The sequence below is a fragment of the Tsukamurella tyrosinosolvens genome, from assembly GCF_900104775.1.
GTDB classification, from domain to species: domain Bacteria; phylum Actinomycetota; class Actinomycetes; order Mycobacteriales; family Mycobacteriaceae; genus Tsukamurella; species Tsukamurella tyrosinosolvens.
The window spans coordinates 2,969,776-2,983,504 of the sequence record NZ_FNSA01000003.1 but is presented as its reverse complement, the minus strand read 5'-3'; the positions used below and the strand labels follow the sequence as shown (position 1 = coordinate 2,983,504).

Annotated in this window: 8 protein-coding genes and 3 rRNA genes; all 11 read left to right on the top strand. The window is 66.9% G+C overall.

Annotated features, from left to right (window positions below):
* The first annotated feature begins 14 nt into the window (after window positions 1–14).
* The 11 genes from BLW32_RS16780 (at window position 15) to BLW32_RS16730 (ending at window position 13,718) form a co-directional block, all read left to right on the top strand.
* A 16S ribosomal RNA gene (locus tag BLW32_RS16780) occupies window positions 15–1,535 on the top strand.
* Between the two features lie 442 nt (window positions 1,536–1,977).
* Window positions 1,978–5,066 (top strand): 23S ribosomal RNA (locus BLW32_RS16775).
* A 131-nt stretch (window positions 5,067–5,197) separates the two neighbouring features.
* Window positions 5,198–5,314: ribosomal RNA gene (rrf, locus tag BLW32_RS16770) — 5S ribosomal RNA — on the top strand.
* Together the 16S, 23S and 5S rRNA genes form the textbook arrangement of a ribosomal RNA operon.
* Before the next feature lie 138 nt (window positions 5,315–5,452).
* Window positions 5,453–6,823, top strand: coding sequence for a hypothetical protein (locus BLW32_RS28435; protein ID WP_197467627.1), 1,371 nt, complete (start codon window positions 5,453–5,455; stop codon window positions 6,821–6,823).
* Window positions 6,820–7,770: an HAD-IIA family hydrolase gene (locus tag BLW32_RS27185; RefSeq protein ID WP_068743057.1), complete on the top strand. Its 951-nt coding sequence runs from the start codon at window positions 6,820–6,822 to the stop codon at window positions 7,768–7,770. Before BLW32_RS28435 ends, BLW32_RS27185 begins: the two co-directional genes overlap by 4 nt.
* A 10-nt stretch (window positions 7,771–7,780) precedes the next feature.
* Complete coding sequence (locus BLW32_RS16755) at window positions 7,781–7,999, top strand: hypothetical protein (protein WP_139286228.1); 219 nt, start codon at window positions 7,781–7,783, stop codon at window positions 7,997–7,999.
* Complete coding sequence (locus tag BLW32_RS16750) at window positions 7,999–8,823, top strand: TlyA family RNA methyltransferase (protein ID WP_068525831.1); 825 nt, start codon at window positions 7,999–8,001, stop codon at window positions 8,821–8,823. Before BLW32_RS16755 ends, BLW32_RS16750 begins: the two co-directional genes overlap by 1 nt.
* On the top strand, window positions 8,820–9,728 hold the full coding sequence (locus BLW32_RS16745; protein WP_068743056.1) for an NAD kinase: 909 nt from the start codon (window positions 8,820–8,822) through the stop codon (window positions 9,726–9,728). The genes BLW32_RS16750 and BLW32_RS16745 overlap by 4 nt, the downstream gene beginning before the upstream one ends.
* Before the next feature lie 4 nt (window positions 9,729–9,732).
* A complete protein-coding gene (recN, locus tag BLW32_RS16740; RefSeq protein WP_068743055.1) occupies window positions 9,733–11,520 on the top strand; it encodes a DNA repair protein RecN in 1,788 nt (595 codons plus the stop codon).
* An 86-nt stretch (window positions 11,521–11,606) separates the two neighbouring features.
* Window positions 11,607–12,797: a putative cytokinetic ring protein SteA gene (gene steA, locus BLW32_RS16735; protein ID WP_068525828.1), complete on the top strand. Its 1,191-nt coding sequence runs from the start codon at window positions 11,607–11,609 to the stop codon at window positions 12,795–12,797.
* Window positions 12,798–13,718: a copper transporter gene (locus BLW32_RS16730; RefSeq protein ID WP_068626745.1), complete on the top strand. Its 921-nt coding sequence runs from the start codon at window positions 12,798–12,800 to the stop codon at window positions 13,716–13,718.
* Window positions 13,719–13,729: the final 11 nt, after the last annotated feature.

Here is a 13,729-nt window from a genome sequence, read left to right as displayed (position 1 = left end):
GGTTTCTAGTGTTTTTTATGGAGAGTTTGATCCTGGCTCAGGACGAACGCTGGCGGCGTGCTTAACACATGCAAGTCGAACGGTAAGGCCCTTTCGGGGGTACACGAGTGGCGAACGGGTGAGTAACACGTGGGTGACCTGCCCTGTACTTCGGGATAAGCCTGGGAAACTGGGTCTAATACCGGATATGACCTTCTCCTGCATGGGGGTTGGTGGAAAGTTTTTGCGGTACAGGATGGGCCCGCGGCCTATCAGCTTGTTGGTGGGGTAATGGCCTACCAAGGCGACGACGGGTAGCCGGCCTGAGAGGGCGACCGGCCACACTGGGACTGAGACACGGCCCAGACTCCTACGGGAGGCAGCAGTGGGGAATATTGCACAATGGGCGAAAGCCTGATGCAGCGACGCCGCGTGAGGGATGACGGCCTTCGGGTTGTAAACCTCTTTCAGTAGGGACGAAGCGCAAGTGACGGTACCTACAGAAGAAGCACCGGCCAACTACGTGCCAGCAGCCGCGGTAATACGTAGGGTGCGAGCGTTGTCCGGATTTACTGGGCGTAAAGAGCTCGTAGGCGGTTTGTCACGTCGTCTGTGAAAACCCGAGGCTTAACCTCGGGCCTGCAGGCGATACGGGCAGACTTGAGTACTGTAGGGGAGACTGGAATTCCTGGTGTAGCGGTGGAATGCGCAGATATCAGGAGGAACACCGGTGGCGAAGGCGGGTCTCTGGGCAGTAACTGACGCTGAGGAGCGAAAGCGTGGGTAGCGAACAGGATTAGATACCCTGGTAGTCCACGCCGTAAACGGTGGGTACTAGGTGTGGGTTTCCTTCCACGGGATCCGTGCCGTAGCTAACGCATTAAGTACCCCGCCTGGGGAGTACGGCCGCAAGGCTAAAACTCAAAGGAATTGACGGGGGCCCGCACAAGCGGCGGAGCATGTGGATTAATTCGATGCAACGCGAAGAACCTTACCTGGGTTTGACATATAGAGGATCGCCGGAGAGATTCGGTTTGCCTTGTGCCTTCTATACAGGTGGTGCATGGCTGTCGTCAGCTCGTGTCGTGAGATGTTGGGTTAAGTCCCGCAACGAGCGCAACCCTTGTCTCATGTTGCCAGCACGTAATGGTGGGGACTCGTGAGAGACTGCCGGGGTCAACTCGGAGGAAGGTGGGGATGACGTCAAGTCATCATGCCCCTTATGTCCAGGGCTTCACACATGCTACAATGGCGCGTACAGAGGGCTGCGATACCGTGAGGTGGAGCGAATCCCTTAAAGCGCGTCTCAGTTCGGATTGGGGTCTGCAACTCGACCCCATGAAGTCGGAGTCGCTAGTAATCGCAGATCAGCAACGCTGCGGTGAATACGTTCCCGGGCCTTGTACACACCGCCCGTCACGTCATGAAAGTCGGTAACACCCGAAGCCGGTGGCCTAACCCCTTGTGGGAGGGAGCTGTCGAAGGTGGGATTGGCGATTGGGACGAAGTCGTAACAAGGTAGCCGTACCGGAAGGTGCGGCTGGATCACCTCCTTTCTAAGGAGCATTTAGTGCCGTTTCAAACCCGACTGTGGTTTGGCGGTCGCTCATATTATTGGGTGGAACACTGACACGGTAATTCTTATTGCCTGCTGGCCGGCTTGTCCGGTGGGTGGGGTTTCGTCGGCACACTGTTGGGTGTCTGAGAGGACACGTCCTTTCTGTTGCTGCTGCGCGTCAGCGCTCACGTACCATGGCCTTTCGGGGTGTGGGTGGGTGGCGGTGTGGTGGTGTGTGTTGTTTGAGAATTGTATAGTGGACGCGAGCATCAACCATGATGCCGGATCGTTTGTATCTGGTGGAGTGGTTTTTGTTTCTGTAATTTTACATGTTTCTGTGTAAGCATTTTGTTGTGTTTTTTTTGGCGCTTGATGTCATGAAGGGCGCATCGGATTTGTGATGGCTTCGGTTGTTTCGGGTTTGGTGTGTGTTTTGTGTGTTGTAAGTGTCTAAGGGCGCACGGTGGATGCCTTGGCGCAAGGAGCCGATGAAGGACGTGGGAGGCTGCGATATGCCTCGGGGAGCTGTCAACCGAGCTGTGATCCGAGGATTTCCGAATGGGGAAACCCAGCACCAGTCATGTGGTGTTACCCGCCGTTGAATATATAGACGGTGTGGAGGGAACGAGGGGAAGTGAAACATCTCAGTACCCTCAGGAAGAGAAAACAATAGTGATTCCGTGAGTAGTGGCGAGCGAAAGCGGATGAGGCTAAACCATGCACATGTGATACCGGGTAGGGGTTGTGTGTGTGGTGTTGTGGGGTTCATCTTTCCAGCTCTACCTGGCTGGACAGCAGTAAGAAAGTGTCATGTTAGGTGAAGTGGCCTGGAATGGTCCGCCGGAGAGGGTGAGAGTCCCGTAACTGAAAACGTGGTGCCTGTTGTGATGAATACCCGAGTAGCAGCGAGCCCGTGGAATTTGCTGTGAATCTGCCGGGACCACCCGGTAAGCCTGAATACTACCTTGCGACCGATAGCGGACAAGTACCGTGAGGGAAAGGTGAAAAGTACCCCGGGAGGGGAGTGAAATAGTACCTGAAACCGTGTGCTTACAATCCGTCAGAGCCCTCGTTGTGGGGTGATGGCGTGCCTTTTGAAGAATGAGCCTGCGAGTCAGTGCTCGGTGGCGAGGTTAACCCGTCTGGGGGTAGCCGTAGCGAAAGCGAGTCCGAATAGGGCGTTTGAGTCGCCGGGTCTGGACCCGAAGCGGAGTGATCTACCCATGGCCAGGGTGAAGCAGCAGTAAGATGTTGTGGAGGCCCGAACCCACTTAGGTTGAAAACTGAGGGGATGAGCTGTGGGTAGGGGTGAAAGGCCAATCAAACTCCGTGATAGCTGGTTCTCCCCGAAATGCATTTAGGTGCAGCGTCACGTGTTTCTTGCCGGAGGTAGAGCTACTGGATGGCCGATGGGCCCTCACAGGTTACTGACGTCAGCCAAACTCCGAATGCCGGTAAGTGAGAACGTGGCAGTGAGACTGCGGGGGATAAGCTTCGTAGTCGAGAGGGAAACAGCCCAGATCGCCGGCTAAGGCCCCTAAGCGTGTACTAAGTGGAAAAGGATGTCCGGTCGCGAAGACAACCAGGAGGTTGGCTTAGAAGCAGCCACCCTTGAAAGAGTGCGTAATAGCTCACTGGTCTAGTGGCTGGGCGCCGACAATGTAGCGGGGCTCAAGTACACCGCCGAAGCCGCGGCACTCACAGTTTTGACTGTGGGTGGGTAGGGGAGCGTCGTGCAGCCGTAGAAGCAGCAGGGTGACCTAGTTGTGGAGGCTGTGCGAGTGAGAATGCAGGCATGAGTAGCGAATGACACGTGAGAAACGTGTCCTCCGGATGACCAAGGGTTCCTGGGCTAGGTTAATCCTCCCAGGGTGAGTCGGGACCTAAGGCGAGGCCGACAGGCGTAGTCGATGGACAACGGGTTGATATTCCCGTACCCGTGTCAGATCGCCCCTGATGAATCAGTTGTACTAACCGTCCTGAAGCCGCGAGATCACCTTCGGGTGACGAGCTGGTGGATGCACGGGACCTCGGCTGGTAGTAGTCAAGCGATGGGGTGACGCAGGAAGGTAGTGGGGCCAGTCAGTGGTTGTACTGGTGTAAGCCTGTAGGGCGAGATCTAGGCAAATCCGGATCTCATCCAGCCTGAGAGGTGATGCGTAGCCGTTGCGGTGAATTCCATGATCCTATGCTGCCGAGAAAAGCCTCTAGCGAGATCTGATGTGGCCCGTACCCCAAACCAACACAGGTGGTCAGGTAGAGAATACCAAGGAGATCGAGAGAACTGTGGTTAAGGAACTCGGCAAAATGCCCCCGTAACTTCGGGAGAAGGGGGACCTCGCATGGTGACCGGATTTACTCCGTGAGCTGTGTGGGGTCGCAGAGACCAGAGAGAAGCGACTGTTTACTAAAAACACAGGTCCATGCGAAGTCGTAAGACGATGTATATGGACTGACGCCTGCCCGGTGCTGGAAGGTTAAGAGGACCGGTTAGCCGTAAGGCGAAGCTGAGAATTTAAGCCCCAGTAAACGGCGGTGGTAACTATAACCATCCTAAGGTAGCGAAATTCCTTGTCGGGTAAGTTCCGACCTGCACGAATGGCGTAACGACTTCTCTGCTGTCTCAACCACAGACTCGGCGAAATTGCAGTACGAGTAAAGATGCTCGTTACGCGCGGCAGGACGAAAAGACCCCGGGACCTTCACTATAGCTTGGTATTGGTGTTCGGTTCGGTTTGTGTAGGATAGGTGGGAGACTGTGAAGCGGGCACGCCAGTGTTCGTGGAGTCGTTGTTGAAATACCACTCTGATCGTATTGGATACCTCAACCTCGGACCATGATCTGGTTCAGGGACAGTGCCTGGTGGGTAGTTTAACTGGGGCGGTTGCCTCCCAAAATGTAACGGAGGCGCCCAAAGGTTCCCTCAGCCTGGTTGGCAATCAGGTGTTGAGTGCAAGTGCACAAGGGAGCTTGACTGTGAGACTGACAGGTCGAGCAGGGACGAAAGTCGGGACTAGTGATCCGGCACCGGCAAGTGGAAGCGGTGTCGCTCAACGGATAAAAGGTACCCCGGGGATAACAGGCTGATCTTCCCCAAGAGTCCATATCGACGGGATGGTTTGGCACCTCGATGTCGGCTCGTCGCATCCTGGGGCTGGAGTAGGTCCCAAGGGTTGGGCTGTTCGCCCATTAAAGCGGCACGCGAGCTGGGTTTAGAACGTCGTGAGACAGTTCGGTCTCTATCCGCCGCGCGCGTTAGAAACTTGAGGAAGGCTGTCCCTAGTACGAGAGGACCGGGACGGACGAACCTCTGGTGTGCCAGTTGTTCCACCAGGAGCACGGCTGGTTGGCTACGTTCGGAAGGGATAACCGCTGAAAGCATCTAAGCGGGAAGCCTGTTCCAAGATTAGGTTTCTCACCACCTTGAGTGGGTAAGACCCCCTACAGACTATGGGGTTGATAGGCCAGAACTGGAAGCGCAGTAATGCGTGTAGGTGACTGGTACTAATCGGTCGAGGGCTTACCACACACATAACATTCGCCAAAACGAGCACGTAGCTCACAGAATGTAAGCGTGTAACAAACAGAAACCAGATCCTGTCTGGTTCGCGTCCACTATGCAATGTCTGAGACAGCACACATGTGTTGTTTCGCAGTGTTACGGCGGCCATAGCGGAGGGGAAACGCCCGGCTCCATTCCGAACCCGGAAGCTAAGCCCTCCAGCGCCGATGGTACTGCACTCGCGAGGGTGTGGGAGAGTAGGACACCGCCGGACTAAAATTAGATACAGGATGAAGGCCCTTGGGGATCGTGTCGAACACTTCGCAGTGTTCCACCTCCCCAGGGGCCTTCGCCATGTCCAAGTACAGTAATAGCGTGAGTCGCCTCGGAGGCGACGGGAAGCGGGTGCAACGTGGCGGCTGACTCGAACGGCGAGCGCCGGCAGCGTGCGGGGTTCACCAATCCCGCCGACCGGACCGAACGCAGCAACGGCGGAGATTCGTCACGTGGCGCGAGCCGAGGCACCGACCGTGGTGCAGGGCGCAGCGATGACCGACGGGGCGGCGGCGACCGCACCGGTGGCGGCCAGCGCGGCGGATACCAGGGTCGCGGAGGCGACCGACGGTCCGAGGGCGTCCGAGGCGGCGACCGTCGCGACTTCGGCGGCAACCGCGGTGGGGATTCCCGCAGTGGCGACCGTCGTGACGTCCGCAGCGGTGATCGCCGCGACAACCGGGGCGCTGACACCCGCGGTGGCGACAGGCGCGACTTCCGCGGCGGCGACTCCCGAAGCGGCGACCGGCGCGAGTTCGGCGGCCGGCCCTCGGGTGACCGCCGTTCGTCCGGCGCCGGCGACCGTCGCGCCGGCTCCGGCTCGGGGGACCGCCGTGAGTTCGGCGGACGCCCCTCCGGGGATCGCCGCACCGGTGGAGGCTCCGCGGACCGTCGGAACGGCGCACCGGGTGGGGATCGCCGGGGCGGAGGAGACCGGCGGGGCGGCAGCTCCTACGGCGGCCGCAACGGCTCGAGCTCGCGTCCCGCAGGCCAGGGTGGTCGCGGCGGTTTCCAGCGCGACGACCAGCGCTCCGAGCGCCCGCGCACCCGGGCCGGCGAGCCGTCGATCCCGAACGACGTCGACCCCAAGGAGCTCGATCCGGCGATCCGGCGCGACCTGCTGAGCCTCGACAAGAACAACGCCGAGCTCGTCTCCTCGCACCTCGTGCTGGCCGGCCGCCTGCTCGACACCGATCCCGCCGCCGCCCTCGCCCATGCGCGAGCCGCGCGTGAGCGTGCCGGCCGCATCGCCGCGGTCCGCGAGGCCTGTGGCATCGCCGCGTACATGAACGGCGAGTGGTCCGAGGCCCTCAGCGAGCTGCGCGCCGCGAAGCGGATGGGCGGCACCGTCAACCTGCTCCCGATGATCGCCGACAGCGAACGCGGCCTCGGCCGGCCGGAGAAGGCCATCGAGACCGCGCGCGGTGACGAGGCGGCCCAGCTGACGGGCGACGACCGCACCGAGCTGCGGATGGTGGAGGCCGGTGCGCGCATGGACCTGGGGGAGTACGACAAGGCCGTCGTCACCCTGCAGGCCGAGGACCTCGATCCCGCGCGCCGCGGCTTCCACGCCGCCCGCCTGTTCTACGTCTACGCCGAGGCGCTGCTCGGAGCCGAGCGCCGCGACGATGCGCTGACCTGGTTCCTCAACGCGGCCGCCGCGGACGAGGACGAGTTCACCGACGCGGAGGAGCGGGTGGCCGAGCTCTCCGCCGACTCCGCGGAATGAGCGCGCCGCTCGCGGCCGGCTACGACCGGCTCCTCGTCGACCTCGACGGCACCGCCTACGCGGGCGCCGTCGCGATCCCCGGCGCGGCCGCGGTGCTCGACGGCCTGCCGGTCACCTACGTGACGAACAACGCCAGCCGCGGACCGGGCGACGTCGCACAACACCTCCGCGATCTCGGCTTCGCGGCGCCCGACGACACCGTCGTCACGAGTGCCCAGGCCGGAGCCGGACTGCTCGCGTCCCTCGTCCCCGCCGGGACCGCCGTGCTCGTCGTCGGCGCCCCCGCGCTGCGGGCGGAGGTCGAGGGCCGCGGCCTGGTAGTCGTGGACCGTGCCGAGGACGCCCGTGCCGTCATCCAGGGCCACAGCCCGGAGACCGGTTGGGCGCGCCTGTCCGAGGCGGCTCTCGCGATCCGCGCCGGCGCGGTCTGGGTCGCCACCAACACCGACGCGACGCTCCCGACCGAGCGCGGACTGCTCGTGGGCAACGGTTCCATGGTCGCCGCCGTCCGCAACGCCACCGAGCGCGAGCCGCAGGTCGCCGGCAAGCCCTTCACCCCCATCTTCGTCGACGCGATGCGCGCGGCCGGGGCCACGACGGCCCTCGTCGTGGGCGATCGCCTCGACACCGACATCGAGGGCGGCAACGCCTTCGGCGCCGACACCTACCTCGTGCTCACCGGCGTCAACGACGTGCAGGACGTCGTCACCGCGCCGGACCTGCACCAGCCCACCTTCGTCGCCGAGACGCTCGCGGGTCTGCGCCTGCCGCCCGCCGCGACGCGGCCCGGCCCGCGCCACGGGTGGACCGCCACCGTCGACGGCGGCGACCTGACCGTCACGGGAGCTCCGGGCGCGGATCCCGCGGACGCGAAGTTCGTCGCGATCGCCGCCGCCCGCGAACTCTCCGAGGAGCGCCGGTCGGGCCTGCGGCTGACCATCCGATAGCGTGGACACCGTGGAGCCAGCTGCGTTTCGAGGGGACGACCCGGCCGACGTCCGCACGGCCGTCGAGGATCTGATGCACCGCGTCGACGAGCTCGACGCGGCCCCCGTCGTCGACCCGGGTGCCGTGGCCGGCGTCGGCGAGCTCGCGACCCTCGGCCGGCAGGCCGCGCTGCTCGAGCAGGCCCACCAGCTGCTGGTCGACGCCCTCGATTCCGTGGATCGCGCCTGATGGCTCGGAGGGTACGGCTCGACGCCGAGCTGGTCCGCCGCGGCATGGCCCGGTCCCGCGAACACGCTCGCGAGCTGATCGAGGCCGGGCGGGTCACCGTCAACAAGCAGGTCGCGCGCAAAGCCGCGAACCAGATCGACCCCGCCGACCCCGTGCACGTCACGGCGATCGCCGGCGAGATCGAATGGGCGTCCCGCGGCGCGCATAAACTGATCGGGGCCCTCGACTCCTTCCCCGACGTCCAGGTCGACGGTCGACGGTGCCTCGACGCCGGCGCCTCGACGGGCGGCTTCACCGACGTCCTGTTGCACCGCGGCGCCGAGCGCGTCTACGCCGTCGACGTGGGGTACGGCGAGCTCGTGTGGCGGCTCCGCGACGACGACCGCGTGACGGTCCTCGACCGGACGAACGTGCGTTTCCTCGAACCGGACGCGGTCGGCGGCCCCGTCGACCTGGTGGTCGGCGACCTCTCCTTCATCTCCCTCGGCCTGGTGCTGCCCGCGCTCGCGCGGTGCGCCGCCCCGGGCGCCGACCTGCTGCCCATGGTCAAGCCGCAGTTCGAGGTGGGGAAGGACCGGCTCGGCTCGGGCGGCGTCGTCCGCGAGCCCGCGCTGCGCGCGAGTGCCGTCCGCGGCGTCGCCGAGGCCGCCGCCGCGGTCGGGCTGAGCACCCGCGGCGTGACCTTCAGCCCGCTGCCCGGACCGTCGGGCAACGTCGAGTACTTCCTGTGGCTGCGCAGAGAACCCGGCGCGGACGGCCCGGTGGCCCTCCCCGCCGAGGTGGACGACATGATCGGCACGGCTGTGACGGAGGGACCCCAGTGACCACACCTCACGACCGCACGTTCCTGGTGGTGGTGCACACGCTCCGCAGCGACGTGGACCGCACCGTCGAGGACATCCGCCGGCGGCTCGACACCGCGGGCGTGCGGATGAAGCTCGAGAGCGACGTCCGCGAGGCGCCCGACGACGCCGCGGTCGGCTGCGAGGTCGTCGTCGTGCTCGGCGGCGACGGCGGCTTCCTCCGCGGCGCCGAGCTCGCGCGCCGCGCCGACGTCCCCATCATCGGCATCAACCTCGGACACGTCGGTTTCCTCGCCGAGTCCGAGGTCGACACCGTGCCCGACACCATCGACGACCTCGTGCACCGGCGCTACACCGTGCACCCGCGGATGACCCTCGACGTCGAGATCCACGACGGCGACCGTCTCGTCTCCGAGGGCTGGGCGCTCAACGAGGTGTCCGTGGAGAACCGTTCCCGGCAGGGCCTGCTCGAGCTCGTCACCGAGGTCGACGGCCGCCCCGTCTCGCGCTTCGCCTGCGACGGCCTGCTCGTGGCGACGCCCACGGGCTCCACGGCCTACGCCTTCTCCGCGGGCGGCCCCGTCATGTGGCCCGACCTGGAGGCGCTGCTCATCGTGCCGAGCAATGCCCACGCCCTGTTCGCACGGCCGATGGTCACCAGCCCGCGGTCGGTGATCGCGATCGAGGTCGAGGGGCGCCGGCACGAGGCGATCGCCTTCTGCGACGGCCGCCGCACCCTGGAGGTGCCGGAGCGCGGGCGCATCGAGATCCGCCGCGGCGCCGAGCCGGTGCGGTTCATCAAGCTGGGCGCGGCGCCGTTCACGGACCGCCTGGTGCACAAGTTCCAACTGCCCATCAGCGGCTGGCGCGGCCGCCGCGAGGGCGACGGCGGCAGCGCCGACACCGGTACGGGAATCGGGGGATAACGCAGTGCTCGAAGAGATCCGCATCTCGTCGCTCGGGGTCATCGAGCAGGCCGCGGCGGAGTTCGCGCCCGGCCTCACGGTGCTCACCGGCGAGACCGGCGCGGGCAAGACGATGGTCGTCACCAGCCTGCACCTGCTGGCGGGGGCGCGCGCCGATCCCGGCCGCATCCGCGCCGGCGCCGACAAGGCGATCGTCGAGGGCCGCTTCTCGCTGACCGGGGCCAGCTCCGCGGACCTGGTCCGCGAGACCGTCGACGGCGCCGGCGGCGAGCTCGACGACGACGCCGTGATCGCCGTGCGCAGCGTCGCCGCCGACGGCCGCTCCCGCGCGTACCTCGGCGGGCGCAGCGTGCCCGTCGGCACGCTCTCGGAGTTCGCCGGGCCCCTGCTCACCGTCCACGGGCAGAACGACCAGCTCAGGCTGCTCCGGCCCGAGCGGCAGCGCGACCTGCTGGACGCGTTCGCCGGATCGCCGGCGACCAAGGCGCTGCGCGCCTACCAGGCCGTCCGTGAGGAGTGGCTCGCCGCGCGCGCCGAGCTCGCCGACCGCACCACCCGCTCGCGCGAGCTCGCGCTGGAGCAGGACCACCTCACCGCGTCGCTCGCCGAGATCGACGGCGTCGAGCCGGTGTCGGGCGAGGACGTCGACACCGTCGAGAAGATCAAGCGGCTCTCGGACCTCGACACCCTGCGCGAGGCCGCCGACACCTCGTACGCGGCGCTCACCGGCGCCGGGTACGGCGGCGAGGGCGAGGGTGCCGGCGCCGTGCTCGACCTCCTGGGCACCGTCCGCGCGGCCCTCGCCGGATCCGACGATGCGGTGCTGCGCGCGCTCGCCGAACGGGTCGAGGAGGCGGCCACCGTCGCCGGCGACGTGGCGACCGAGCTGGGCGCGTACCTCACGGACCTGCCCAGCGACCCGTCGGAGCTGGAATCGCTCCTGCTGCGCCAGTCCGAGCTCAAGACCCTCACCCGCAAGTACGCGCCCGACATCGACGGCGTCCTCGCGTGGGCCGACGAGGCCCGCACGCGGCTGGAGGGGATCGACACCTCCGCCGAGGGGCTGGCCGCGCTGCAGGCGCGCGTCACGTCGCTCGAGGCGGACCTAGCCGCCGCGGCCGCGGCGCTGACCGCGGCGCGCGTGAAGGCCGCCGGGTCGCTCGGGAAGAAGGTCACGGGCGAGCTGCGCAAGCTCGCCATGGGCGGCGCGTCGATCACCGTCGACGTCGCGCCCGACGCCGTCGCACCCGACGCGGACGGGGCCGGCGTCGTCGTCGACGGTGCGCCGCGCCGCGCCGGCGCGCACGGCACCGACGTGGTCGAGTTCCGGCTCGTCGCGCACGACGGCGCGAACCCGCTGCCCATCGGCAAGTCGGCCTCGGGCGGCGAGCTCTCCCGCGTGATGCTCGCGCTCGAGGTGGTCCTCGCGGCCACCGAGCAGGGCCTGACGATGGTCTTCGACGAGGTGGACGCCGGCGTCGGCGGCAAGGCCGCGGTCGAGATCGGGCGGCGGCTCGCCGCGCTCGCCCAGCGGCACCAGGTGATCGTCGTGACGCACTTGCCGCAGGTCGCCGCGTTCGCGGACACGCACCTGACGGTGGGGAAGCAGACCGGCAAGGGGTCGGTCACCTCGACGCTCACCGCACTGTCGCGCGAGGAGCGGATCGCCGAGCTGGCGCGCATGCTCGCCGGCCTGGGCGACTCCGACACCGGTCGCGCGCACGCGGAGGAGCTCCTCGAGGCCGCCGACTCCGACAAGGTCGCGCAGTCGGGGGCCCACGCCAGCAGGTAACCGCTGCGCTGGAAGTAGCTCAAAGTTTCCAGTGTTGTCGGCGCGCCTCCCGTGACTTGTGTGACTCACGGGGCAGTATGTGCGGCATGAAGCTCACTGGCCTGCTGTCCCGCAACACGTCGAACCTGCCCGGCGTCACCGGCACCGCCCGGGTCGACAAGGACACCACGCGTCTGCTCGGCCGGATCGGCCGCGGCGACATCGTGGTGTGCGACGAGCTGGACCTCGACCGCACCACCGCTGACCTCATGGTCGAGGCGGGGGTCGCGGCGGTGGTCAACGCGTCGCCGTTCATCTCCGGCCGCTACCCGAACCTCGGACCCGAGGTGCTGGCGGCCGCCGGGATCGAGCTCGTCGACGACGCGGGCAAGGAGGTCTTCTCGCGCATCAAGGACGGTGCGAAGATCCGCGTCCACGAGGGCGTCGTCTACACCGGCGAGCGCGAGCTGGCCCACGGCGAGTCGCTCACCGACACCGACGTGACCTCCCGCATGCTGGCCGCGCGCTCCGGCGTCGTCGACCACCTCGAGGCCTTCGCCGGCAACACCGTCGAGTTCATCCGCGTCGAGTCGCCGCTGCTCATCGACGGAGTCGGCATCCCCGACGTCGAGGTCAACCTCAACAACCGGCACGTGCTCGTCGTCTCCGACGGCGCCGACCACGTCGAGGACCTCAAGCGCCTCAAGCCCTTCATCAAGGAGTACGCGCCGGTCCTCATCGGCGTGAACCGCGGTGCCGACGCGCTGGTCAAGGCCGGCTACCGCCCCGACCTCATCGTCGGCGACCCGGAGATGATCACCACCAACACGCTGCGCTCCGGCGCGCAGGTCGTGTTGCCCGCCGCCCCCGACGGCCACGCGCCCGGCCTCGAGCGCATCCAGGACCTCGGCATCGGCGCCATGACCTTCCCGGCCACCGGCTCGGCCGCCGATCTCGCGCTCATCATCGCCGACCACCACGGCGCCTCGCTCATCGTCTCCGTCGGCCACTCCGCTTCATTGGAGGAGTTCTTCGACGCGGGCCGCCGCGAGTCCAACCCGTCGACGTTCCTCACCCGGCTCAAGGTGGGCACCAAGCTGGTCGACGGCAAGGCCGTCGCGACCCTGTACCGCAGCCGCGGCCACGGCGGCGCGATCGCGCTGTTCATCCTCGCCGCGCTGGTGGCGGTCGTCGCGGCCGTCCTGGTCTCCAACCAGGGCCACGACCTGCTGCAGTGGGTCATCGACCAGTGGAACCGCTTCGCGCTCTGGGTCCAGGGCCAGTTCCGGGCCCTCTAGGTGCCGGGCCCGTCGCGCCGCCTCCGCTCGTCCGGCGCCCGCCGGCCCGCGCTGTTCTGGGCGGCGGTGCTGCTGGCCTTCGCCGTCGGCGTGGCCCTGGGCGGGGGAGTCCTCGCCCGGTTCACCACCGACGGTGACCTCAAGGACCTGCGGACGAAGGTCGATCAGCTCGAGCAGAGCAACGCCGCGCTCACGGACCGCGCCCGCGCCGCCGACGCCTTCGCCGACGGCGCGGCACCGTCGACCTTGGGCCGGAGCCTGGCCGGCGTCCCCGTCCTCGTGGTCGTCGCACCGTCGGCCGACCGCGGCGACGTCGCGCAGATCAGCCGACGCCTGACGCAGGGCGGCGGCACCGTCGCGGGCACGCTGACCCTGACCGCCGACCTCTACGCCGAGGACAAGGCCGAGCGGCTGCGCGGCGTCGTCGACAACGCCGTGCCGAACGGCGTCACCCTCGACGCCGCCCTCGTCGATCCCCGCGCCCGCGCCGGCGACCTGCTCGGCGCCGTCCTGCTCTCCGAGGGCGCGGCGAAGGCGCCGTCGACCGGCCGGACCGACGCCCTCGCCGCCCTGAAGCAGGCCGGCTTCGTCGATTTCTCCGGTCCGACGGTGCCCGGCGCGCGCGCCGCGGTGATAGTGACGGGCGGAACAGTGCCCGGTGAACGCGCCGGCGAGGGGCAGGGCATCGGCCGCCTCGCGGCCGCGCTGTCGCGCCACGGCGACGGCGCCGTCCTCGCCGGCCGCACCGGATCGTCGCAGGGTGCGGGCCCGATCGTGGTCGTCCGGCAGGACAAGGCGCTTGCTCCCGAGCTCGCCACCGTCGACGACGCCGACACCGTCGTCGGGCAGGTCTCGACCGCCCTGGCGCTCGCGCAGGCGACGCGCGACGACGTCCGCGCCTACGGAACGGGCGTCCGCTGACGCCTGGTGAT

Excerpts from the sequence above, each read along its gene's own strand:
- BLW32_RS27185 (WP_068743057.1), top strand. The coding sequence starts at position 6,820 with ATGAGCGCGCCGCTCGCGGCCGGCTACGACCGGCTCCTCGTCGACCTC.
- BLW32_RS16750 (WP_068525831.1), top strand. The coding sequence starts at position 7,999 with ATGGCTCGGAGGGTACGGCTCGACGCCGAGCTGGTCCGCCGCGGCATG.
- steA (WP_068525828.1), top strand. The coding sequence starts at position 11,607 with ATGAAGCTCACTGGCCTGCTGTCCCGCAACACGTCGAACCTGCCCGGC.